Raw genomic sequence first — 23,379 nt, 5'->3', positions numbered from 1 at the left:
AGAGGTTTTTAGCGCCAGACACCTTTCGTATCAACAACCCATTGCTGAGTAATGTGCGCAGCATCAACACGGCGGAATGCATGGTGATCGACCAGCATCACCAAAATATCCGCCTCCTGCAGCGCCTGCTCGGTTGAAACCAGGGTGGCCTGTGTCGCCAGGATGTCGGGAATCTGCTGAATATGCGGTTCGGTTACCCACGTGCGGCCCTGATGCCAGTCGGCAATCAGGTGCGCCACTTCCATGGCTGGGCTTTCACGCAGGTCATCAATGTTCGGTTTAAACGCCAGGCCAAAGCAGGCAATGGTCAGATCGCTGGCACGTTTTCCGGTCTGCATCAGGCAGTCTGCCAGCGCTTTTTTTACCTGGTCCAGCACCCAGTGCGGCTTGGCATCATTTACTTCGCGAGCGGTACGAATCAGGCGTGCTAAGTCCGGATTCTGCGCCACGATAAACCAGGGATCGACCGCAATGCAGTGCCCGCCGACGCCTGGCCCAGGCTGCAGGATATTGACGCGCGGATGACGATTCGCCAGTGCAATAAGCTCCCAGACATTAATCTGCTGCGCAGCACAAATTAGTGACAGCTCATTGGCAAAGGCGATGTTTACGTCGCGGAAGCTGTTTTCTGTCAGCTTGCACATTTCAGCGGTGCGTGCAGTTGTCTCGACGCACTCGCCCTGTAAAAAAATACGATACAAATCACTCGCACGGGCAGAACAGGCTGGCGTCATGCCACCAATCACGCGATCGTTGCTGATCAGCTCAGTCATGATCTGACCGGGTAAAACGCGTTCGGGACAGTAGGCGACAAAGACGTCAGGATCCCCGTCGTGCTGTGGGAAACGCAAATCAGGTCGCGCCGCGGCCAGCCAGTCGGCCATCTGCTCTGTACTGCCAACCGGAGAAGTCGATTCCAGAATCACCAGATCGCCTTTTTTCAGTACCGGCGCAATCGACAGCGCAGCCGCACGCACAAAGCGTAAGTCCGGTTGGCGCTCCGCCATAAAGGGCGTGGGCACGGCGATCAAAAAAGCGTCAGCGGCTTCGGGTTGCGTCGTAGCACGTAAATCTCCACGCTCGACCGCAGCCTGAACCACCCGATCCAAATCGGGTTCGACAATATGAATGGCACCACGATTGATGGTGTCAACCGCGTGGGCATTGATATCGACGCCCACCACTTTCTTTCCCTTTGAGGCAAAAACGGCTGCGGTTGGCAGCCCAATGTAACCCAGTCCAATAACGGAAATGGTTTCAAAACTCATAAGTTGGCTCTGTTATCTTTTAAGGCTTGCAATATTCGCCCGCAGGCTTCGCCATTCCCATAAGGGTTATGGGCACGGCTCATGGTCTGCCAGGCCTCATCATCGTTAAGTAATGTACTGACCTCATTAACAATTCTTGCCGTGTCCGTACCAACCAGCTTCACCGTTCCGGCTTCGACGGCCTCTGGACGCTCGGTGGTTTCACGCATCACCAAAACGGGTTTACCCAGTGAAGGCGCTTCTTCCTGAATACCGCCAGAATCGGTGAGAATCAGCCACGCCCGGTTCATCAACCAGACAAAAGGCAGATACTCCTGAGGATCAATCAACACAATGTTATCAATGCCGCGCAGAATGCGGTTAACGGGTTCATGTACGTTAGGATTGAGATGGACCGGATAAACGATTTGCGCATGAGGATGCTGGCGCGCAATCTGGGCCAGAGCGCTACAGATGCGCTCAAAACCTTCGCCGAAGCTTTCACGACGGTGACCCGTCACCAGTACCAGCTTTTTACTGTCGTCAAGAAAGGGATAGCGTGAAGCCAGCTGCGCGTTTATATCATTATCGTCCAGCACCCGATCTCGTACCCATAGCAAGGCATCAATTACCGTATTACCGGTGACAACAATACTGTCGTCGGCGAGGTTTTCATCCAGCAGGTTCTGTCGGGAACGCAGTGTGGGCGTAAAGTGTAAACGGGCAAGATGTCCCGTCAGCTTACGATTCCCCTCTTCAGGCCAGGGCGAAGCCAGATCGCCCGTGCGTAAACCTGCTTCAACATGCCCGACGGGGATTTGCTGATAGAAAGCCGCCAGGCTGGCCGCCAGCGTGGTCGTCGTATCCCCGTGGACCAGTACAATATCGGGTTTAAAATCGAGCAGTACGGTATGCATGCCTTGTAAAATACGGCAGGTTATCTCCGTTAATCCCTGTTCGGGTCGCATAACGTTGAGGTCGTAGTCAGGTTGCAGCTGAAACAAGCTCAGCACCTGATCAAGCATTTCACGGTGTTGCGCAGTGACGCACAGCCGTGATTCAAAAGCAGGGTCCTGTGCCAGTGCCTGCACGAGTGGTGCCATCTTAATGGCTTCAGGTCGGGTGCCAAAAACTGTCAGAACTTTCACACTGTTTCTCTCAATCTTGTGTATCTGACATCGGACGCTGACGACGCGCTAGCGCCACGCCCGCACCAACCAGCGCACCTACCGCGCCCCACATCACCATCATAAATGCCCGGCGGGGACTGTCGCGTGAAACCGGCTCTTCCGGCGTACGCAAATAACGGTAGGTCTGGAATTTGCTGTTAAGCGTCGGGCCTGCATCCAGTGTGGTCAGCATCGCTTTATTTTGGTCGTAGCTGATATCAAAGCTCGGCCCGGTCGCTCTCAGGGTTTCTAACTGCCCCTGCAATAAAGGCTGGCCCATTAGAAACAGATCGCTGTCAGCCAGGTTTTCACTCACCTCACGCGTCTGCTTTTCATTAATGCCCTGCTGGCTGGCAATTTTCAGCGCCTGTTCCAGCCGATGTTGCCGTCGCAGGAATACCGCATTCGCTACGTCTTCCTGACGTTTGACCTGCGCCTTAAGCTGGCTGGTCCGTGCCTGCCACGCCCCCGTTAACTCTGCATTGAGATGGCGTGCAGCGCGTTCACTGGCATAGGCAATATACTGGCGCAGCAAATTGTTCGCATCCGCAGCAGTTTCTGCCTTGAGTTTGACGCTGTCGAAAATATTTCGTGCGCTATCCGCTGGCGTAAACTGAATGTTATCAATCATATCGTCCAACAAGGCAGCATCATTGTGGGCATTGCCGCTTTTTCGCGTTTTATAATAATCGGTTTGCTGCCAAAACTCCCGGCGGGTATCCCAGGATGAGAGCTGCATCAGGAACTCCTGATACACCTCGTCCATCACGGTAGGTGACGCCGTATTTAACGTTAAAGCGTTATTGCGCATATCCAGATTGTTCAGGAACTGTTGCTGGGAATAGTAGGATCCCAGCATATTCACCGTAGGCCGCCCTGTTATCGCGGTCGTGCTCCACACCTGTTTCATCAGCAGCGTCGCTATCCAGGCTACCAATGCAAACACGACTGCACAGCCGACTATCCAGCGCTTTCCACGCCATAGGCTGCAGCCCAGGCCGCGAATATCCAGTTCGTTCTCCACAACGTTAGCGCGCATCAGAGCGTTATCCTTTGTTAAGTCTTATCAGGGTACATTTTTTCTGGCATTGCTGAGATTATTAAGGCGTCGTTTGAAGCGTCGGATCTTTCTCGCGACGCGCCATGCATGTTTCAAACAATAGCCGTAGCCCATGAAGGCAATCAAGAACAGGACTAACATCACCCATTCAGGGATAAAGGCCAGGTATTCACCCAGCACGCCTATGCCCGCCAGCAGAGCAGCAGCAGCGGTAATCAGTACAAAAGCCTGACGAGGAGTAAAACCCGCTCGCATGATTAAGTGATGTATATGTTGGCGATCGGCAGAAAAAGGGCTCATTCCTTTGCGTAACCGACGGTACATAATCGCGACCATATCCATCAGAGGAATTGCAATCAGCCATAATGCTGTGACTGGTGTGATGGGATGGCTTAAGCCTTGCGTGGTTTCAAGCAAAATCCAGATAATCGTAAAACCAATCATGGTACTGCCTGCATCGCCCATGAATACTTTAAAACGGCGTCCCAGAAAACCAAGATTAAGTAAAATATAGGGGATCGTGGCAGCTATCATGGCAAAGCACCACATTGCGAGACTGTGCTGCCCATCAAGATAAAGAATGATCCCCATGGCGCCAAACGTCACCATGGAAAGGCCACCCAGCAGACCATCAATACCGTCAACCATGTTAAAAGCATTAATCGCTGCCCAGACGGCAAAAAGCGTCAACACATAACCAAAGGGCCCAACTATCAGTTCTACCGGGCCAATGATGAATCCCAGACTCAACAGGTACAGTTTGGCGCAAAACATCATTACCAGCGCCACAATACCCTGTACTGTTGCCCGAATCTTCACGCTGATATCAAAGCGATCGTCAAGTGCACCAACCAACACCAGTACGCCTGCACAACCCAGGTAAAGCTTAGCGTGCGGCAAGTAGTAGTCAGTGATGAAGAAGGCGAAGCAAATTCCTGCATACACGGATATTCCGCCAACCAGTGGAATAACGCCAAGATGGCGCTTGCGCATGTTTGGCTTGTCTACCAATCCAATTTTTTCTGCTACTTTGCGAGCAAGGAAAAGAAATACCAAGGAAAAGATAAAAACTAAACCAAGCTCAGTACTCATAGTGAGTAAATTCACGTTAAACGCTCTCAGCTATCATCCTGGAACTCACATTACGTCAAAAATCGCGCCTGTTACCGTTCCAGATTCCGAATTCGGCATGAAGAGGTGCACGAACGGTTAATCGTCCACCACTGCCACCGTCATTATTATCACGTCTGCCAGCATTCAATCCTATAGCCCGAAAATAAAAAACGCCACGTCAGAACGTGGCGTCGGGGCTATTTTATGACCATTTAAAGAAAAAAACGCCATCATAGTCAGATGACGCTCTAAAGGATCAAGAACGCTTCATCATATCGAAGAATTCGTCGTTGGTTTTGGTCATGGCCAACTTGTTAATCAGGAATTCCATCGCGTCGATTTCACCCATTGGATGGATAATCTTACGCAGGATCCACATTTTCTGCAGCTCTTCCTGAGAGGTTAACAGCTCTTCTTTACGGGTACCTGAACGGTTGTAGTCAATCGCCGGGAAGACACGTTTTTCGGCAATTTTACGCGAGAGATGCAGCTCCATGTTACCGGTGCCTTTAAACTCTTCGTAAATCACTTCATCCATCTTCGAACCGGTATCCACCAGAGCGGTCGCAATGATGGTCAGGCTCCCGCCCTCTTCCACATTACGTGCCGCACCGAAGAAACGCTTAGGACGATGCAGGGCGTTGGCGTCCACACCACCGGTCAGTACTTTACCGGAGGCCGGAACGACGGTGTTGTAGGCACGGGCCAGACGCGTGATGGAGTCGAGTAAAATGATGACGTCTTTTTTGTGCTCGACCAGGCGCTTGGCCTTTTCGATCACCATCTCGGCCACCTGAACGTGACGCGAAGCCGGTTCATCGAAGGTGGACGCGATCACTTCACCTTTCACCAGGCGTTGCATCTCTGTCACTTCTTCCGGACGCTCATCGATTAGCAGCACCATCAGCACACAGTCTGGATGGTTGTAAGCAATGCTCTGCGCGATATTCTGCAGCAGCATCGTTTTACCGGCTTTCGGCGGTGCCACAATCAGACCACGCTGACCACGACCAATCGGTGACGCCAGGTCCAGTACGCGAGCGGTTAAGTCTTCAGTTGAGCCATTACCCCGCTCCATACGCAGACGGCTGTTAGCGTGCAGCGGCGTGAGGTTTTCGAACAGAATCTTGTTACGCGAGTTTTCTGGTTTGTCGTAGTTAACTTCGTTAACTTTCAGCAGGGCAAAGTAGCGCTCACCTTCTTTTGGTGGACGGATTTTGCCGGCGATGGTGTCACCAGTGCGGAGGTTAAAGCGGCGAATTTGGCTGGGAGAAACGTAGATGTCATCAGGACCGGCGAGGTAGGAGCTGTCTCCAGAGCGGAGGAATCCAAATCCATCCTGCAATATCTCCAGCACACCATCACCGAAGATGTCCTCGCCGCTTTTCGCGTGCTGCTTCAGGATTGAGAAAATAATGTCCTGCTTGCGCATACGAGCCTGATTTTCCAGCCCCATATTCTCGCCGAGGGTAATCAGCTCAGAAACCGGCGTATTCTTTAATTCGGTAAGATTCATATTGATGGGTTCTTAAACTCGGGGTAATACTCGAAATGTTTGTCGTGAATGGTATGGCAGTTAGTCCATGCCTGTTCTGTTAATGACTTTTTCAACTCTTCTCAACGATCATCGTCTTGAATAATGACTGGGAGCGAGGAGACGGTCGACTTAGTCAGAGTAGAGCTAGTCGTTAGATTGCTAAACCGCTGGTAGGTACAGTATGACAGGGTCTAACAAGAGAAAACTTTGAATGCTAACTACAAGGTATGTTCATAGTGCAGTGAAAATAAGTTAGCACGCTTAAAAGCGAACGTCCAGCAGCAGGCAAAAATTTAACCACTGCCGGACGCCCGGCCCGATTACGCCAGGTTGGCGTTCAGGAACTCTTTTAACTGACCTTTGGACAATGCGCCCACTTTTGTCGCAGCGACTTCACCGTTTTTGAACAGCAGCAGCGTCGGGATGCCGCGAATGCCGTATTTAGGCGCAGTGCCTGGGTTATCGTCAATATTCAGCTTAGCGATGGTCAGTTTGCCATCATACTCTTCTGCAACTTCATCAAGGATTGGCGCGATCATTTTACAAGGACCACACCATTCAGCCCAGAAATCTACCAGTATAACGCCGTCGGCTTTTAGCACGTCGGTGTCGAAACTGTCATCGGTCAGATGAACGATTTTATCGCTGCTCATGTTTTACTCCACAAGATTGTGCCTGGCGAATTGGCGTAATATAAACCAATGTTGGTTGACTTTATTTCATCGGATACGCTTTCGTAAAGCGATAGTAAGCTGATATTCTACCACACTATGAGCAAAACACACTTAACTGAACAGAAGTTTTCCGACTTCGCCCTGCACCCTCTGGTGGTGGAAGCCCTTGATAAAAAAGGGTTTCATAACTGCACGCCTATCCAGGCGTTAGCACTGCCGTTTACGCTTTCAGGGCGTGATGTCGCAGGTCAGGCGCAAACCGGTACCGGCAAAACGATGGCGTTTTTAACGTCAACGTTTCATCATCTTCTCTCTCACCCTGCTCCAGAGGGCCGCCAGGTTAACCAACCTCGCGCTTTAATTCTGGCCCCAACCCGTGAACTTGCGGTGCAAATTCACGCCGATGCTGAACCACTGGCGGCATCAACCGGCCTTAAATTAGGTCTGGCTTACGGTGGCGATGGCTACGACAAACAGTTAAAAGTACTGGAAAACGGTGTCGACATTCTGGTGGGTACCACCGGCCGTTTAATCGATTACGCCAAGCAGAATCACGTCAATCTCGGTGCCATTCAGGTCATGGTACTGGACGAAGCCGATCGCATGTTCGATCTCGGCTTTATAAAAGATATCCGCTGGTTGTTCCGTCGCATGCCTGCGGCCACGCAACGCCTGAGCATGCTGTTCTCCGCCACGCTCTCTTACCGCGTGCGTGAGCTGGCATTCGAGCACATGAACAGCGCCGAATACGTTGAAGTTGAACCTGAGCAAAAAACCGGTCATCGCATTAAAGAAGAGCTTTTCTACCCTTCGAATGAAGAGAAAATGCGCCTGTTACAGACGCTGGTAGAAGAAGAGTGGCCTGACAGAGCAATCATTTTTGCGAATACCAAGCATCGCTGTGAAGACATTTGGGGCCATCTGGCTGCAGACGGTCACCGGGTCGGCCTGCTGACGGGTGACGTGGCACAGAAGAAGCGTTTACGTATCCTGGATGACTTTACCAAAGGCGATATTGATATTCTGGTCGCGACCGACGTTGCGGCTCGTGGCCTGCATATTCCTGCGGTGACGCACGTATTTAACTATGACCTGCCGGACGATCGCGAAGACTATGTTCACCGCATTGGCCGTACGGGACGTGCAGGCGCAAGCGGTCACTCCATCAGCCTGGCCTGTGAAGAGTACGCATTAAACCTGCCCGGTATTGAAGAGTACATTGGTCACAGCATTCCGGTGAGTAAATACAACAGCGACGCGCTGTTAACTGAATTACCGCCACCGAAACGTCTGACGCGCAATCGCTCAGGCAACGGTCAGCGTCGCGGAGGCAACAATACCGGCCGTCGCGGTGCACCCCGTCATAGCAACCGTAAACGTTCGGGTTAAGTTGACCATGCTAAGCGCATCGACTCTCTATGCTGCAATTGATTTAGGCTCTAACAGCTTTCATATGCTGGTCGTCAGCGAAGTGTCAGGAAGTATCCAGACCATCGCCAAAATCAAGCGCAAGGTGCGCCTGGCAGCAGGCCTGGATAAATCCAATTGCCTGTCCGCCGAAGCCATGGCCCGGGGCTGGCAATGTCTGCGGCTTTTCTCTGAACAGCTTCAGGATATTCCTCCCGATCAAATTCGGGTAGTGGCAACCGCCACGTTACGCATTGCTGCTAATGCGCAGGCGTTTCTTGATAAGGCGCAACAGATTCTGGGTTGCACCATCAATGTGATTAGCGGCGAAGAAGAAGCGCGTCTGATTTATCAAGGCGTAGCACATACTACCGGGGGTTCCGATCAACGCCTGGTCGTGGATATCGGCGGTGGCAGCACAGAGTTAGCCACCGGCGATGGCTCCCATGCCAACGTGTTGTTTAGCCTGCAGATGGGCTGTGTCACCTGGCTGGAGCGATTCTTTGGCGATCGCCACCTGGCTAAAGAGAATTTTGACCAGGCTGAAGAGGCTGCCAAAGCGATGCTGAAACCTGTTGCCGGAGAACTGCGCAAACAGAGCTGGCAGGTGTGCGTTGGTGCGTCCGGAACCGTTCAGGCCCTGCAGGAAATCATGGTCGCTCAAGGCATGGATGAGCGCATCACCCTGAGTAAGCTACAGCAGTTAAAACAGCGGGCCATTCAGTGCGGCAAACTTGAAGAGCTTGAAATCGAAGGCCTGACGCTGGAGCGGGCGTTAGTGTTTCCAAGCGGTTTGTCCATTCTTATCGCCATCTTTCAGGAACTCAATATTGACAGCATGACGCTGGCCGGCGGCGCGCTGCGCGAAGGGCTGGTGTACGGAATGCTGCACCTGCCAGTCGATCGCGATATTCGCAGCCGCACGCTGCAAAATGTGCAGCGCCGGTTCAATATTGATGTCTGCCAGGCAGACAGGGTCCGGCAGCTAGCGGAAAGTTTTTTTCGCCAGGTCAGTGTTCACTGGAAACTGGATCAGCGCTGTCGGGAGCTTCTGCTAAGCGCCTGTGCGATTCATGAAATCGGGCTGAGCGTCGATTTCCGTCAGGCACCGCAGCACGCGGCCTATCTGGTCCGCCACCTTGATCTTCCGGGTTTCACCCCAGCGCAGAAAAAATTGCTGGCCTGTTTACTGCAAAATCAAAGTGGCAGCATCGACCTTGCGCTACTCACGCAACAAAACGCCCTGCCGCCGAGGCTGGCCGAGCGTTTGTGCCGTCTGCTACGGCTGTCCATTATCTTCTCGACTCGGCGTCGTGATGACACGTTACCCGCCGTTCGTATGCAGGCGGATGATGAAGCACTGCACGTTACGTTACCGGCGGGCTGGCTGGAAGCACATCCTCTGCGGGCCGAGCTGCTCGAACAGGAAAGCCACTATCAGTCCTATGTTCACTGGTCGTTAACGCTTTCCTGATCCCGTCTGCGACGGATTAGCTCTTTTTCGCCTTTTCCAGCATTGCACGTAATCCGGCCACCCGACTCTGGCCGGTTTTCATGCGCTCTTCTGCACTGACCACTTTGCGCTCGGTTTCCCACACTACGTCGTCCTGCGGCAGCTCCAGCAGAAAGCGGCTGGGTTCAGGGCGGATGAGCTCACCATACTGACGGCGCTCCCGACACAAGGTAAACGTCAGCTCTTTCTGCGCGCGGGTAATGCCAACGTAGGCCAGACGGCGCTCTTCCTCAATGTTGTTCTCATCGATACTGCTCTGATGCGGCAACAGCCCTTCTTCCATGCCGACCAGAAACACGTAGGGGAACTCCAGCCCTTTTGAGGCATGAAGCGTCATCAGCTGTACCTGATCAAGCTCTTCGTCGCTCTCACCGCGCTCCATCATGTCGCGCAGCGTAAAGCGGGTGACAACCTGCGCCAGCGTCATCGGCTCATCCAGATCGCTACCCTCCAGCATTTCCGTCATCCACTGAAACAGCGTATTGACGTTTTTCATCCGCATTTCAGCGGCTTTGGGGCTGCCCGATGTCTCAAACAGCCAGCTTTCGTAATCGATGCCGCGAATCAGATCGCGCACGGCATTAACCGGTTCACGCTCACTGAGCTGGATAATGTCGTTGAGCCAGTGGGTGAAGCGCTGCAGATGTTCAAGGCCGCGCCCCGTCAGCGTTTGCCCAAGGCCCACATCAAAGCTGGCGTTAAACAGGCTTTTATTGCGGATATTGGCCCACTCACCGAGTTTTTGCAGCGTTGCCGGACCAATCTCGCGCCGTGGCGTATTCACAATACGCAAGAAAGCGCTGTCATCATCGGGATTGGTCAGCACCCGCAGATAAGCCAGCAGGTCTTTGATCTCAGGACGAGAGAAAAACGAGGTCCCGCCTGAAATGCGATAGGGAATGCGGTTCTGCATCAAGAATTTTTCGAACACGCGGGACTGATGATTACCGCGGTACAGTATCGCGTAATCTTTATACTGCGTTTTATTGATAAAGTGATGGGCAATGAGTTCGCCCGTTACCCGTTCGGCCTCATGTTCTTCGCTATTGGCACTCAGCACCTTGAGTTCACTGCCCAGACCCAGTTCAGAAAAAAGACGCTTCTCAAACACATGGGGATTATTGGCGATCAAAATATTCGCGGCTTTGAGAATACGCTGTGAAGAGCGGTAGTTTTGCTCAAGCTTGACCACCTCCAGCGCCGGAAAATCCTCATTAAGCAGGACCAGATTCTGTGGCCGGGCACCGCGCCAGGAGTAAATCGACTGATCGTCATCTCCTACAACGGTAAAACGCGCACGGGTGCCGACCAACAGCTTCACCAGTTCGTACTGACTGGTGTTTGTGTCCTGATATTCATCCACCAGCAGGTAGCGAATACGTTGTTGCCAGCGCTCGCGGACGTCCTGATTACGCTGTAGCAGAAGCGTAGGCAACAGAATGAGGTCGTCAAAATCCAGCACGTTACAGGATTTGAGATGCCGGTCATACAGGGCATAGCAATGGGCAAACACGTTATCCCGCTCCGAGCGGGCCAGCGCGGCCGCCTGCGGCGGATCAACCAGATCGTTTTTCCAGTTCGAAATGGTAGAAATGAGCTGCTGCAGTAACGTCTTGTCCTCTTCCAGCCACTCGCTGGTGAGGTCTTTGAGTAACGCCAACTGATCCTGATCGTCGAACAGGGAAAAGTTGGACTTCATGCCCAGCGCCACATATTCGCGCTTGATGATTTCCAGACCCAGCGTGTGAAACGTGGAGATCATCAGGCCGCGCGCCTCTTTGCGCCCCAGCGTTTGCGCCACGCGCTCTTTCATTTCGCGTGAGGCTTTATTGGTGAAGGTCACGGCGGCGATATGGCGGGCCTGATAGCCACACTCACGAATCAGATGCGCGATTTTGTTGGTGATTACGCGGGTTTTTCCCGAGCCAGCGCCTGCCAGCACCAGACAGGGACCGGTAACAAATTCGACGGCTCGTTGTTGGCTGGAGTTTAAACGCATCGGGACATCGCTCTGTTGAAATAAGATACCGATTTCAAACCGCAAGCCGGCATGTACAGGCTCAGTGAACAGGTGCGGTAAACGCATCTGCGATTTGAAAAGACAGGTTTATAATGGGGGACGATTATACACAACAGAGACATTATCATGGCGAAAACTGCCGCAGCTTTACATATTCTGGTGAAACACGAGGCGCAGGCTATCGCCCTGCTGGAAAAACTGCAAAAAGGCGAAAACTTCCAGCAGCTTGCCCGCAAGCATTCTGTGTGCCCTTCTGGTCGGAACGGGGGAGATTTAGGCGAGTTTCGTCGGGGAAAAATGGTCGCGGCTTTTGATAAAGCGGTATTCACCTGCCCGTTGCTACAACCTTTCGGGCCGGTGAAAACCGCTTTTGGTTATCACATTATCAAAGTGCTCTATCGCAACTGATCACTTCTTCTTCATTTGCTGCAGGACCCGGCTGCACTGATTCTCGTCAGTATCACTGGGTGAAATCAGCGCCAACAGCGCTGCCGCAGGCCCGACCACAGCACCTAATGCCACCGCCGCCGCCCCGCGTGCCAGTAAGGGACCGGTTTTCACGCCAGCGTCCGGATGCTTGAAGGTGCCCCGAACATACAAGGGCGAGCGCAGGGTCACGATTCGGATGCCTTTACTTTCTGGATTGACTGAAAGATCCAGCCGCTCGTTGGCAAAGTTCGCGTTGCCTGACACGTTAATGACGGCATTTTCCGTATCAAACACGAACAGGTTTGGCGTGGCCAGACCGTTTTGCAGTTTAAGATCGGTGGCCGCACAGTTAATACGAACTTCATCATCACCAAACAGCTTACCGACCAGATAGTTGCCGACGTTGAGTCCGGCAATTTCCATCAGGTTGCGGCTGATCAGTCCGTCGTTCATCAGCAGTTTCAACTGACCGTTGCTGGTTGCCAGCAGGTCAGCAACGGAGTTGCCGGTGCCGGTCAGGCTGGCATCGCCGTTCAGCTGCCCAAGGCTGTTTTGCATCGCCTGTACATCGGGGAACAGCTGGCGCAGGCGAAGTTTACGGGCATGAATATCGGCCCGGCCCCGCATCGGTGAGCGATTCCCTTCCAGGCGGATGGTGCTGTTCAGATTACCGCCCGCCATACCGAAACGCAGTGGATCAAGCAGCAGGTTTCCGTTATCGAGCTGCAAATGGGTGTAAAGATCGCTCAACGGTAGTGAACTGCTGTGTTCGATGCGCTTGCCGCTAAACTTCACATCCGCATCCATAACGTCCCAGCTTTTGGTGTCGAACCTGTCGTGAGGCAGAACGCGATCCGCAGGCTGTACGGTTTTTTCACCGCGTTTTGCCTTGGCCTGTTCGGTTTTCTCGCTGCCCTTGCCCGAGTTAACGCCGATCAACGGGCCCAGATCCGCCATACGTAACTGATCCGATCTGAGTTCACCGACCAGTTTTGGCCGTGGCTTGCCCTGGCTGTAGGTCAGAGAGCCATGAATATCGCTGTCGCCAATATGACCATTAAAGCCCTGGTAACGAAAAACGGCGCCGTCTTTGCCGGTAAATTTGGCAATCAGGCGGCCATCAGTTTCATAAGGCGGGGTATCCGGTAACAGAACGCCGGTCAGACCATAGAGGTTTGCCAACGTATCGCCAGAAAAACGTAGACGCACGTCCAGCCCGCCCAGATTCAGGGGATCCTGAACGCCGCCGGTCAGCTGTACGCGCGTGCTACCGTTCCGAACGTCTGCCTGAATCGGGAACGCTGTGGTCTGACTACGCAGGGATAACATGCCGCCAATCTTGCCCTGCCCCGTGAGTTTTTCATTGTGGTAGCTGCCGCTTGCCTGCCAGCCAAAGACAAAATCATCCGCGCCTTGTTGTTTATCGTCTCCGCCCGCGATTTGTGAATAGGGCACAGGCTTGCCGAGCGGGTTAACCTTCAGCGTGACATCGCCCTGGTTAACGGCATCGCGGTAGAGAATGGTGCCCTGATCGAACAGAATATTATCGAGACGAAATGACCAGGCTGAAGGTGGCGCATTGTCATCTTTGCTGTCGCTGTCAGCGAGGGTAAAGGTCCAGTTGTTTTTCTTATCGGCGGTCTGAATCAGGCGGGCATCAGGCTGCTGCAGTTTTATCCACGGGATAAAGACTTCTTTGTGCAGTAGGGCCAGCGGGGCAAGTGTGGCGTCCACGCGTTGCAGGTGGATCATGGTCACGTCAGGAATATCAGGGGGATTGCCCAACATAATGTCTTCGGCGTGCAGATGAGGCCAGGGTAACCAGCCGCGCCATCCGGGTTCTTCAGGGTTACGCTGCCATGCGACGCCCAAATCCCCCCGAATGGCAAAGGGACGGTTAAGTTCCGCAGACACTTTCTGATTAATAGTGGGTTTCAGGCGATTCCAGTCGAATGTTGCAATGACTATCACTACAACGACGATCAGCAATACAACAATCCCGCCAATCCAGCTTACAATTTTTCCGGCGCGTGACATTAGGCTTCCTCCCTGCTCTTTCACGGTCTCCGTTAAAGATAGTCGAGAGCGCGCGGGAAGGGATCAATCAAGCTGGACAGGAAGGCTTTCCAGTTCGGAAAAGGGAGCAGGACGAGAAAAAAAATACCCTTGAGCCGCCATCGCCGGGGACGATTTAACCTGATCCCACTCCTGTTGCGTCTCAACGCCTTCAACAATCACGCCGTTGCAGTAACGATTTATCAGCGACAACAGCATGGGAAAAAGTATCCGGCCTTCATCTGACGCACGTAAGAGAATAAAAAGTTCACGTGACAGCTTAATGTAGTCGTATTTAAGCTCGGTCAGTGCAGAGAAGTTCGCCATGCCCGAACCGAAATCATCCAGCCACAACGGCCCCAGTTCAGGCATTTGCGCGACCATCTCCTCCTGAGGCAGGACGTGGTGCTCGGTCAGCTCAAAGCGAACCCAGGGTAAACGGGTAATCAGACTGCGAATCGGTACATGGTTTTGTATCAACGACAACGAAGGGCCGTCAATATTCACTGATGCCATGACGTTATTGCGACCAAAGAACGATTCCCACTGGGTGAGTAATTCTAACTGCTCCTGAACAATAACAAGGCGTTGTGCTATTTCCAGCTCAGAAAAATAGGCTTCAGGAGACAGTTTCTTCTCTGGTTCAGACGGATGTGTGATGGCCGTCAGCAGTTCAATCGCCAGCAGTTGCCCCGAAACCTTATAGATGGGCTGAAAGGTATAGCTGCGTTGACACTGTTGCCAGATGAGACGTTTTTTTTGCTGCGGATTGATGTCAATTGAAGAAGGTAGCCATTGACTAAAATTCTCCATAACCATGGTCTTTTCCTGGTTGATAGTAAGCGCCTTCATCTGGCGGCCTGGCAGCGTTTATCGTTTAACATTCGACAACTTAGTGAAAACCCGGCCACGTTGAAGCAACGAGTCTACGCCTCTTTTAGTGCGACAATCGCCGAAACAAGCCGCTTTATCGGGTTAATTATCGCTTTACCTCACCCTAAATTAAATTAAAACGCTGTTTTAAAAAGTTGACGATGACGCTAACAAACGCGAGACTGAAGCAAATGTAAACTACAGGCCTTAAACCATGACGCATAAAAAAATCGCCGTTATCGGTGAATGCATGATTGAACTGTCCGAAAAAGGCGACAACATTAAACGCGGCTTTGGCGGTGATACGCTCAATACGGCCGTTTACCTTGCCCGACAGGTCGATCAACACAAAATCCGGGTGGATTACGTGACGGCGCTGGGAAACGATCCCTTTAGCGCACAGATGATCGCCCGCTGGCAGCAGGAAAACGTGCATACCGACCTGATCCAACGCCTTGAGGATAAAATGCCCGGTCTGTACATGATCCAGACAGACGACCAGGGCGAGCGCACATTCTGGTACTGGCGCAATGACGCGGCGGCACGCTACTGGCTAAATGGCCCTCTGGCAGAAGACATTTGCCAGCAGCTGGAACATTACGACTACCTTTATCTCAGCGGTATCAGTCTTGCTATCCTGACTGACGCCAGCCGTGCAAAGCTCATGCAGCTGCTGGCAAACTGCCGCAAAAACGGAGGCAAGGTGATTTTCGATAATAATTACCGGCCTCGCCTTTGGAAAGACAATGCCAGCACTCGCCAGGCCTATCAAAAGATGCTCGACAACACGGATATTGCCTTCCTGACGCTGGATGACGAGCATCTGTTATGGGGCGTGCAGCCTGTCGAAGACGTCATTGCCCGGGCACGTCAGGCAGGCGTTAGCGAGATCGTCATCAAGCGCGGTGCGGAATCCTGCCTGATTGCCGCGGAAGACCAGCCTGTTAGAGAGGTTCCGTCAATCATGCTGGCTAAAGAAAAGATCATTGACACCACGGCGGCGGGCGATTCGTTCAGTGCGGGCTATCTGGCTAAGCGTCTGGTTGGCGCCTCGGTCGAGGAGGCCGCCCAGCGTGGTCATCTCACTGCCAGCACGGTTATTCAGTTTCGTGGGGCGATTATTCCGCAGGAAGATATGCCTGCATAATTGCTCTGTCGCGTGGCCAGGGTGAGACGAGTATCCTGGCCATGCCTGACTGTAAACAGAGTCAGTATGAATCGCATCAATCTGGTCTGCCTGGGCGGGCGTTATAGGGAAAATCCCTGGCCTTTTATAAAGGCATCGGTTTTAAAACGCAGGTGACTGAGCAGAATCCGCCCATTGTGTTTTTCAATCATGCCGGCACCAGGCTTGAGCCTTATCCGCTGCAAAATCTGGCAAAAGATATCAATGAAAGCCATCCGCCTGCGCTGGCTTACGGCGGGTTCAACGGGATTACTTTTGCCATAAATGTTAAGTCAGAGCAGGAGGTCGATGATCTCATGGCTTTGGTACAACATCACGGCGGAACCAGGTCAAGCCGCCACAAAAAGTCCACTGGGGCGGCTACAGCGGCTATTTCCGCGATCCCGACGGCGATTACTGGGAGATTGCCTGGGCATCATTCTGGAAGTTTGACGATCGGGATATGCTCATTATCGATGAAAGCCCATAGCCATCGCGTTCTGGCGCGGCGCAGCCCGTGCCAGACTTCCCGCTTGCACAGCGATTAACCGCGCAGCAACACATCACTTTCTTTAAATAAAAACACGATAAATATGTCCTCCGTTTCCGTCATGGCAAAAGGAAAATCCATTCATTTTACTTAAGTCAGCCAACCCGTTTTCTTCCTGCTTTATCCTGCCCTCGTCCGTTAATGCTGGCTAATCTTAATTCATTTTTATTCCTTTAAAATTATCGGCTTAGCACCATGTTCAGCATGCCAGGCATAGTCTGAATCTCGGCATTTTAGCGGTTTTGAGTTGGACGATTAGGCCAAAACAGGCCATCTTTTAAACAGCGACAGCAGGATGCTGTTTTCACGGCCGCGAACAAAACAACGACAACATCTCTCGCATCAGGACACAGCTATGAATACTGAAATCATTAATATCTGGCCTAATGGTGATGCGCCCGGTGCCAGCGATTCTCGCGCTCAGCCACAAATCGTCGATACGGCAAAAGAGTACGAACCCTACGATCGCGTGGCAACCGGCGTTCGCTGCCCGGAAATGGCTATCTGGCATCCTGTGGAATCCAACGGGATTACGCTCCTGGTCGCGCCCGGCGGTGGCTACCATCGCATCATGATTGACCGTGAAGGCAGCGCGCTGGCAACCTTTTTCACCTCTATGGGTTACACCCTGGCCGTCATGACCTATCGCCTGCCCTATGACGGACATCATGAAGGACCAGATGCTCCACTCGCCGATGCGCAGCGAGCCGTGCGCGTCCTGCGTGAGCGGGCGCAGCGTGGGCTGAACGGCAAATACATTGTTATGATGGGTTTTTCGGCTGGCGGCCACGTTGCCGCAAGTCTCGGCACGCGGTTTGCGGAGAAGATTTATCCCGTTCAGGACAACGCAGAGAATTTTTCGCCTCGTCCGGACGCTATGGTGCTGGTTTATCCTGTGATCAGTATGCGTGATGGCCTGGCCCATGAAGGCTCGCGCACCCGTTTATTAGGCGCATGGCCTGACCAGAAAGCGATTGATGCCTATTCACTCGAAACCCGGGTGCACAACCAGGTGCCGCCGACCTTGCTGATTCATGCCGCCGATGATGATGCCGTCCCGGTGAATAACAGCATGGTGTTTTTCAGCGCATTACGGGAACACAATGTTCCCGTCGAAGTGCATTTTTACCAGAAAGGCGGGCACGGTTTTGGCATCCGTGGCGTCGCGGATTTGCCCCTCGCCAGTTGGCCAATGTTAGTGACCGAATGGCTCAGGGCAAAAACCTGATGGATCAGGAGGTCGGTGGCGCTGCATCACCGGCAGCGTTACTGTCCGGCTGGCTGACGTCCCCGCCTGCCGCTGGTGCAGATGCTGTCGCAGGCAACGTCATCAGCTTATCCCAGCCCGTTTTAAGGCTCTTAACGTTGGTTTCTGATTCACCTTCCGGTTGAATCAGTACCATCATTAACTCCTGACTAAGTTGCTGCCGCAACTCCTGATTGAGCTGATCGCGCGTCAGGCCGGAGAGAAAATCCTGCCGCAGCTTTTGATACTGCTCCGGGGCAATATCTACCACTGAATTGCGCTGCGATCGTAAACGCTGGCTAATCAGCACGTCAGTATCTGTGCGCGCGTAGGTTGTGAACAGCTTATTCAGCTCCAGAAGTTTTTGGGCCATCAGGGCATCAAACTCTTCCTGTGGCAAACCGTTATCGCGCACGGCAGCCAGCTCGCGGGCAACCAGGTTCATATTCTGTTCCAGGCTGTCATTGCGCGTATCCATATTAATGGAACACTGCGCACGCTGGTAAAGCACCCGACAGTCAAATCCCACCTGCACACCCTGAACTTTTTTATTGCTCATCGCGCGCTGCACGTGCCAGAACAGCGCTTCGCGCGCCAGATCGCTACGCCAGTAACGCTGCAAGTTCTGTGAGTCCCGGATGGGCTGCCACGGCGTATCCCAGACAAGGGACAGGCGATCCTGCGCTAACGTGCCGCTGACCAGATTAACCGGATCATGCGGTAAAGGAGACAAGGTGGGCATGGATGCAGGGGCGCTGCGCTTGCCTTCCAGCGGTGAAAACGCTTTGTTGATTTGTTCGGAAAGGTTACGGCTGTCGACATTGCCGACGACATAAAGTGTCATGGCATCTGGTGTATACCACTGCTGGTAGAAACTTTTCAGCTGCGCGACGTCAACGGGGGCACGCGGCTTCTCAGCCGGATCGTGCGCTAGCAACGCCGATCCTTTCAGCCGATAGCGCCACCAGACATCCTGAGTATCCGCAGGCCAGGTTCTTACCGGATCGGAAGCGGACAGGGCTGTATCGACAACCTGATTGGTAATCGCCATATCACCCGCCGTGGCCGCCAGCCAGTTCAGGGCTTCTTTCAGTAACTCAGGGCGGTTATTGGGCAGGCTTAAATTGTATTGCGTGTAATCATACGATGAAATAACCGGCGGCAGAGGCCGCTGTGGATCGATACTCTGCTGCCATAATGCGCGCTGCTGATTCGTATCCAGGGCGGTATTGTGTACCAGCGCCAGGCGTGACAAAAGGTGGCTAAAACCGGTTTGCTGGGCGCTTTCCACCAGTGAACCGGTATTAACCACCATGCGTAACTCAATGCGATCGCTTGGCCGTTGCGGTGTTGCCAACAGTTGCCAGTTAAATCCGTTGTCCAGTCTTCCCTGTTGCCAGGCTGGATCAGGTTGCAGCGTTTCTGCCGGCGCACCGTAACTGGTCGCTGCCAGTACTAATCCACCAACCAAAAGCCGAATTCTGGTGCCCTGCATGTGAACCCCTACTCAAACAATTCAAAAATCGTTATCACTGGCGCGTTTAGCCGCGTTTATAAGCAAACCGGACATGGCCGATTCGCGCTGCCGATCATTAACAACAGGTTTGACCACAGGAAGACCGGGATGTCACGCAACGAAGTGAAAAACGTTGAAAAAAACAAGTGGGGTTTATTATCCAAATGCCCGCTGTCAGGGCAAGTGACAGCGGGCATTTGAGAGGATTAAATCACATTCAAAGGTTAAATCGCAGATTCTGAGGGATTTTCTGCCTTATTTTTGCCCGCCAGCGTGTCACCCAGCTGTTTTTTATCCAGCTGATCAACCCATTTTGCCACCACCACCGTGGCGACGCCGTTACCGACCAGATTGGTCAGCGCACGCGCTTCGGACATAAAGCGGTCAATACCTAAAATCAGCGCCAGGCCAGCAACCGGTAAATGTCCTACTGCTGAAAGCGTTGCCGCCAGCACAATAAACCCACTGCCCGTTACCCCGGCTGCGCCCTTGGAAGACAGCAGCAGCACGACCAGCAGCGTAATTTGATGGAAGATATCCATGTGGGCATTGGTGGCCTGGGCGATAAAGACAGCCGCCATCGTCAGGTAGATTGAGGTTCCGTCCAGGTTAAAGGAATATCCTGTTGGAATCACCAACCCCACCACGGACTTCTTACAACCCAGCCGTTCCATCTTATCCAGCATACGTGGCAGTGCAGATTCCGATGAAGAGGTGCCCAGTACAATCAGCAGCTCTTCTTTGATATAGGCAATGAATTTAAAGATGCTGAAGCCACCGAAGACGCGAGCGATGAGTCCCAGCACCACCACCACAAACAGAATACAGGTGATATAGAAGCAGATAATCAGCTGTCCAAGCTGGACCAGTGAACCTACACCATATTTACCGATGGTAAAGGCCATGGCACCAAATGCCCCGATAGGCGCAAGGCGCATGATCATGTTGATGATGCCAAAAATCACTTTGGAGAAGCTTTCGATCACGTTGAAAATTAACGTGCCCGTGTTGCCCAGACGATGCAGCGCAAAACCGAACAGGACGGCAAATAACAGGACCTGCAAAATGTTACCGCTGGCAAAAGCACCAATCACGCTGCCCGGAATCACATCCAGTAGGAAGGCAACGATGCCTTGCTGCTCGGCCTGCTGGGCATAAATGGCCACAGCTTTCGCATCCAGCGTCGCGGGATCAACGTTCATGCCCACACCAGGCTGTACAACGTTAACCACGATCAGACCGATAATCAGCGCAATAGTACTGACGATTTCAAAATAGAGCAGCGCAACCGCACCCGTGCGGCCGACGGCTTTCATGCTTTCCATCCCGGCGATACCGGTCACCACCGTACAGAAAATCACAGGCGCGATGATCATTTTGATCAATTTAACGAAGCCATCCCCTAACGGCTTCATTTGGGTACCTAAATCTGGATAGAAATGGCCCATAAGTACGCCGATAGCAATGGCGACCAGAACCTGGAAATAAAGGCTTTTAAATAGTTTCATAAACAGGTATCCACTAACGAATAGGGTAATGTTGTCGGATTTTTTATTGTGACTGGCTGGCGAGGCAGGCCGGGCCAGACAGTGGACAGAAAATAACACTCTGTTTACGTGATTAATACAGGGCTGCAAAGTCAGGGGAAATGATACAAGCGTAATTCTGAACTGAAACGCTTCAGCAAGGGGTTTTGTAACTAAAATTCTTGCAAAATCAAGGAATCAGAGGGTTAATCCTCCGGTTGAGGTGAGGGAACCCATTGCGCATTGAACTGAGCCAGCGGCAGGGCTTCAGAGTAGAGATAACCCTGACCAATCGTGATACCACGCGCAAGCAGCCAGTCACGCTGCTCACAGGTTTCCACCCCTTCAGCAATCACATCCAGATCGATAATATCCGCAATGGCCGCAACGATGCGCACCATGGTGTCATCTTCAGGTAAGGCGGCCACGAAGCTGCGGTCCATTTTAAGCTTATTGACTGGCAATGACTTAAACTGGTGCAGATAGTTCAGGTTGGAATAGCCCATCCCAAAGTCATCAAGCGCGACGGCAACACCGGTTTTTTGCAACATTCTCAGCAGAGAAATAGCCTGCTCGGCATCGCCAATCTGCGCGGTTTCGGTAATCTCCAGCACCAGAGAACCGGGCGCAATGCGATGCCGCTCAAGCAGAGCGTGCAAATGGCTGACGATGCTGGCATCGCGTAACTGTACGGCAGAAATATTGATACTCAGCGGCACCGTTACGCCGTGACGCTGCCAGCCCGCCAGAATGCGACAGGCTTCCTCAACGACCCAACGGCCAATGGCGGAAATCACCCCGATCTCTTCAGCACTGGCAATGAATTCTTCGGGTAAGCCATAGCTGCCGTCGGCCTGACGCATGCGTAACAGCGCTTCCGCACCGGCTAACCTGCCGGTCTGCATATCGATTTGAGGCTGCAGATAAAGGGCAAACTGTTCGTCGTGCAGGCCTTGTAAAATATCATGTTCCTGGGTCAATCGTTTTTGCGCACGCTCGGTTAACGCGGCATCAAAAAACAGGATCTGATTTTTGCCCTGACGGCGTGCTGACATCATGGCCGAGGTCGCTCTGTCCAGCATCTCACCGGCGCCCATCGACTCGCCCTCTTCACCTAATGCCAGGCCGATGCTGGCGTTAGGCCGTAGCTGCAATTGATGCAGATTGACGGGCTGGTTTAGGCGAATCATCAGATTACGGGCCAGACGCAGGGCGCGAAACGGGTTATTGGCCGATTTCATCAACAGAACGAAATCGCTGGTTGTGGTCTGCGCTAAGACAGTGTGGTCATCAATGGTGCTGCGAATTTTCTCGACCAGCGTCAACATCAGCGTATCGCGCTGATCGTCGCTTAATACGCCATTGGCTTCCTGCAGCGTTTCAATGCGAATGACCATCAAACTAAAAGGCTGTCTCCGGGAAGAGATAAACTGGTCCAACAGTGCTAAAAACAATGCCCGGTTAGGCAGATCGGTAACGGCAAAGTGCGTCGTTAACCGGCTCATCTCATCGTGGATGGACTCCAGCACGTGTTGATTGCGGTTATAACTGCGAATCAACATACCAATTTCATCGTCGCGATGATCGGCAGGCAGGGTGAGTTTGTGCGTCAGGATTGACTGGGGCGGCAACTCCTGGATCTCACGCGAAATTCGCCGCAGTGGATGCACCACTAACCGGTTGATGCACCAGCTGATCGAGACCGACAGTATCAGCGCCAGCAGTAGGTAGGTGATGATCATCGTCGAGAGCGTGCTCAGGATAAACTGATAAACACGCGTTGAATTGGCCTGTAACACCAGATAGGCCAGCGGCTTAGGTAAGCCAGTATGTTCCACCGAATAGAGCGGTAGCGTGATTTGCACCGGCAGCTCAAACAGACGGGCCACCAGCCTGGGAATCGGCTTTTCGTTTTCAAAATTCGCGTGGAGCGCCTGAAAAGCATTGGGCAACACCACATCCGCGCGCGATAAGATGCCTGCCGGCTTAAGAGAGTGAAGAATGCGTTCGGCCTGGGGAATATCGGCTTTCAGGACGGCTTCAGACAGCGGCTGACGCACGGTATGCGCGATATTCTCCATTTGCTGGGCGTAGTCGATCCTGCGCTGCTGCACAAAATGGAACAGTTGAATAACGATAAAAATGCTGATGGTGACCGTCGCAATCAGAGAAACGGCTGCCATCTGTTTTATCGTCAGTGATCGGCTTACGCGCAAAAATTTTACTCCCGGCTCGCTAAGAGCGTAGATATCCGTCTGGAAAAGCGCGTCAAGTATATC

At 52.7% G+C, this 23,379-nt stretch carries 18 protein-coding genes; 6 read left to right on the top strand and 12 right to left on the bottom strand.

What is annotated here, in order from left to right; genetic code table 11:
* Positions 1-8: 8 nt before the first annotated feature.
* From wecC to trxA, 6 genes are all read right to left on the bottom strand, one after another.
* Positions 9-1,268 (bottom strand): UDP-N-acetyl-D-mannosamine dehydrogenase, encoded by a 1,260-nt coding sequence (wecC, locus tag QLG08_RS09835; RefSeq protein WP_014606999.1) that lies wholly within the window; start codon positions 1,266-1,268, stop codon positions 9-11.
* A complete protein-coding gene (gene wecB, locus QLG08_RS09830) occupies positions 1,265-2,395 on the bottom strand; it encodes a UDP-N-acetylglucosamine 2-epimerase (non-hydrolyzing) (protein WP_161611028.1) in 1,131 nt (376 codons plus the stop codon). Before wecB ends, wecC begins: the two co-directional genes overlap by 4 nt.
* A gap of 10 nt (positions 2,396-2,405) precedes the next feature.
* Positions 2,406-3,455, bottom strand: coding sequence for an ECA polysaccharide chain length modulation protein (gene wzzE / locus QLG08_RS09825; RefSeq protein ID WP_210453362.1), 1,050 nt, complete (start codon positions 3,453-3,455; stop codon positions 2,406-2,408).
* A 27-nt stretch (positions 3,456-3,482) separates the two neighbouring features.
* Positions 3,483-4,568 (bottom strand): UDP-N-acetylglucosamine--undecaprenyl-phosphate N-acetylglucosaminephosphotransferase, encoded by a 1,086-nt coding sequence (gene wecA / locus QLG08_RS09820; RefSeq protein WP_028725424.1) that lies wholly within the window; start codon positions 4,566-4,568, stop codon positions 3,483-3,485.
* 277 nt (positions 4,569-4,845) lie between these two features.
* Complete coding sequence (gene rho / locus QLG08_RS09815) at positions 4,846-6,105, bottom strand: transcription termination factor Rho (RefSeq protein ID WP_006121431.1); 1,260 nt, start codon at positions 6,103-6,105, stop codon at positions 4,846-4,848.
* 341 nt (positions 6,106-6,446) lie between these two features.
* Positions 6,447-6,779: a thioredoxin TrxA gene (gene trxA / locus QLG08_RS09810; RefSeq protein WP_006121430.1), complete on the bottom strand. Its 333-nt coding sequence runs from the start codon at positions 6,777-6,779 to the stop codon at positions 6,447-6,449.
* Positions 6,780-6,896: 117 nt separating this feature from the next.
* Between trxA and rhlB the strand changes: the two genes are divergently transcribed.
* Both rhlB and gppA read left to right on the top strand, forming a co-directional pair.
* Positions 6,897-8,189: an ATP-dependent RNA helicase RhlB gene (rhlB, locus tag QLG08_RS09805; RefSeq protein WP_013024051.1), complete on the top strand. Its 1,293-nt coding sequence runs from the start codon at positions 6,897-6,899 to the stop codon at positions 8,187-8,189.
* A 7-nt stretch (positions 8,190-8,196) separates the two neighbouring features.
* Positions 8,197-9,681: a guanosine-5'-triphosphate,3'-diphosphate diphosphatase gene (gene gppA / locus QLG08_RS09800; RefSeq protein WP_014594999.1), complete on the top strand. Its 1,485-nt coding sequence runs from the start codon at positions 8,197-8,199 to the stop codon at positions 9,679-9,681.
* A gap of 16 nt (positions 9,682-9,697) precedes the next feature.
* Here the strand turns inward: gppA and rep are convergent, their stop codons facing one another.
* On the bottom strand, positions 9,698-11,719 hold the full coding sequence (gene rep, locus QLG08_RS09795; protein ID WP_029569329.1) for a DNA helicase Rep: 2,022 nt from the start codon (positions 11,717-11,719) through the stop codon (positions 9,698-9,700).
* 147 nt (positions 11,720-11,866) lie between these two features.
* Here rep and ppiC point away from each other — a divergent pair, with 147 nt between their 5' ends.
* On the top strand, positions 11,867-12,148 hold the full coding sequence (gene ppiC / locus QLG08_RS09790; protein ID WP_013024048.1) for a peptidylprolyl isomerase PpiC: 282 nt from the start codon (positions 11,867-11,869) through the stop codon (positions 12,146-12,148).
* On the opposite strand, the gene QLG08_RS09785 is transcribed toward ppiC, so the two are convergent.
* Both QLG08_RS09785 and pdeH read right to left on the bottom strand, forming a co-directional pair.
* Positions 12,149-14,206, bottom strand: a complete 2,058-nt coding sequence (locus QLG08_RS09785) for an AsmA family protein (protein ID WP_105092028.1) — start codon at positions 14,204-14,206, stop codon at positions 12,149-12,151.
* Positions 14,207-14,269: 63 nt separating this feature from the next.
* Entirely contained in the window at positions 14,270-15,043 is a 774-nt protein-coding gene (gene pdeH, locus QLG08_RS09780) for a cyclic-guanylate-specific phosphodiesterase (protein ID WP_105092029.1), read from the bottom strand.
* A gap of 268 nt (positions 15,044-15,311) precedes the next feature.
* Between pdeH and QLG08_RS09775 the strand changes: the two genes are divergently transcribed.
* The 3 genes from QLG08_RS09775 to QLG08_RS09765 all read left to right on the top strand — a co-directional run bounded on the left by QLG08_RS09775 (position 15,312) and on the right by QLG08_RS09765 (position 18,040).
* Positions 15,312-16,244, top strand: coding sequence for a sugar kinase (locus QLG08_RS09775; RefSeq protein ID WP_014594997.1), 933 nt, complete (start codon positions 15,312-15,314; stop codon positions 16,242-16,244).
* Positions 16,245-16,420: 176 nt separating this feature from the next.
* Entirely contained in the window at positions 16,421-16,810 is a 390-nt protein-coding gene (locus QLG08_RS09770) for a hypothetical protein (RefSeq protein WP_238492872.1), read from the top strand.
* A 357-nt stretch (positions 16,811-17,167) separates the two neighbouring features.
* The gene (locus tag QLG08_RS09765; RefSeq protein ID WP_014607005.1) at positions 17,168-18,040 is read left to right on the top strand and encodes an alpha/beta hydrolase; all 873 of its coding nucleotides are present in this window, start codon (positions 17,168-17,170) and stop codon (positions 18,038-18,040) included.
* A 4-nt stretch (positions 18,041-18,044) separates the two neighbouring features.
* Here QLG08_RS09765 and QLG08_RS09760 read toward each other — a convergent pair whose 3' ends face one another.
* The 3 genes from QLG08_RS09760 to hmsP form a co-directional block, all read right to left on the bottom strand.
* Positions 18,045-19,553, bottom strand: a complete 1,509-nt coding sequence (locus tag QLG08_RS09760) for a pitrilysin family protein (protein WP_013024042.1) — start codon at positions 19,551-19,553, stop codon at positions 18,045-18,047.
* 245 nt (positions 19,554-19,798) lie between these two features.
* The gene (locus tag QLG08_RS09755; protein WP_170934936.1) at positions 19,799-21,088 is read right to left on the bottom strand and encodes a dicarboxylate/amino acid:cation symporter; all 1,290 of its coding nucleotides are present in this window, start codon (positions 21,086-21,088) and stop codon (positions 19,799-19,801) included.
* 218 nt (positions 21,089-21,306) lie between these two features.
* Positions 21,307-23,316 carry a biofilm formation regulator HmsP gene (gene hmsP, locus QLG08_RS09750; RefSeq protein WP_112900562.1) on the bottom strand — a complete coding sequence of 670 codons (2,010 nt, stop codon included), beginning with the start codon at positions 23,314-23,316 and terminating at the stop codon, positions 21,307-21,309.
* Positions 23,317-23,379: the final 63 nt, after the last annotated feature.

Source organism: Pantoea sp. V106_11, assembly GCF_029967885.1.
Lineage (GTDB): Bacteria > Pseudomonadota > Gammaproteobacteria > Enterobacterales > Enterobacteriaceae > Pantoea > Pantoea ananatis.
The sequence above is the reverse complement of the archived record's forward strand: the minus strand, read 5'-3'. Positions and strand labels throughout refer to the sequence as shown.

Bases quoted from the DNA above. Each gene is read 5' to 3' on its own strand.
- wecC (WP_014606999.1), bottom strand. From the start codon at position 1,268: ATGAGTTTTGAAACCATTTCCGTTATTGGACTGGGTTACATTGGGCTG.
- wzzE (WP_210453362.1), bottom strand. From the start codon at position 3,455: ATGCGCGCTAACGTTGTGGAGAACGAACTGGATATTCGCGGCCTGGGC.
- wecA (WP_028725424.1), bottom strand. From the start codon at position 4,568: ATGAGTACTGAGCTTGGTTTAGTTTTTATCTTTTCCTTGGTATTTCTT.
- rho (WP_006121431.1), bottom strand. From the start codon at position 6,105: ATGAATCTTACCGAATTAAAGAATACGCCGGTTTCTGAGCTGATTACC.
- trxA (WP_006121430.1), bottom strand. From the start codon at position 6,779: ATGAGCAGCGATAAAATCGTTCATCTGACCGATGACAGTTTCGACACC.
- rhlB (WP_013024051.1), top strand. From the start codon at position 6,897: ATGAGCAAAACACACTTAACTGAACAGAAGTTTTCCGACTTCGCCCTG.
- gppA (WP_014594999.1), top strand. From the start codon at position 8,197: ATGCTAAGCGCATCGACTCTCTATGCTGCAATTGATTTAGGCTCTAAC.
- rep (WP_029569329.1), bottom strand. From the start codon at position 11,719: ATGCGTTTAAACTCCAGCCAACAACGAGCCGTCGAATTTGTTACCGGT.
- ppiC (WP_013024048.1), top strand. From the start codon at position 11,867: ATGGCGAAAACTGCCGCAGCTTTACATATTCTGGTGAAACACGAGGCG.
- QLG08_RS09785 (WP_105092028.1), bottom strand. From the start codon at position 14,206: ATGTCACGCGCCGGAAAAATTGTAAGCTGGATTGGCGGGATTGTTGTA.
- pdeH (WP_105092029.1), bottom strand. From the start codon at position 15,043: ATGGTTATGGAGAATTTTAGTCAATGGCTACCTTCTTCAATTGACATC.
- QLG08_RS09775 (WP_014594997.1), top strand. From the start codon at position 15,312: ATGACGCATAAAAAAATCGCCGTTATCGGTGAATGCATGATTGAACTG.
- QLG08_RS09765 (WP_014607005.1), top strand. From the start codon at position 17,168: ATGAATACTGAAATCATTAATATCTGGCCTAATGGTGATGCGCCCGGT.
- QLG08_RS09760 (WP_013024042.1), bottom strand. From the start codon at position 19,553: ATGCAGGGCACCAGAATTCGGCTTTTGGTTGGTGGATTAGTACTGGCA.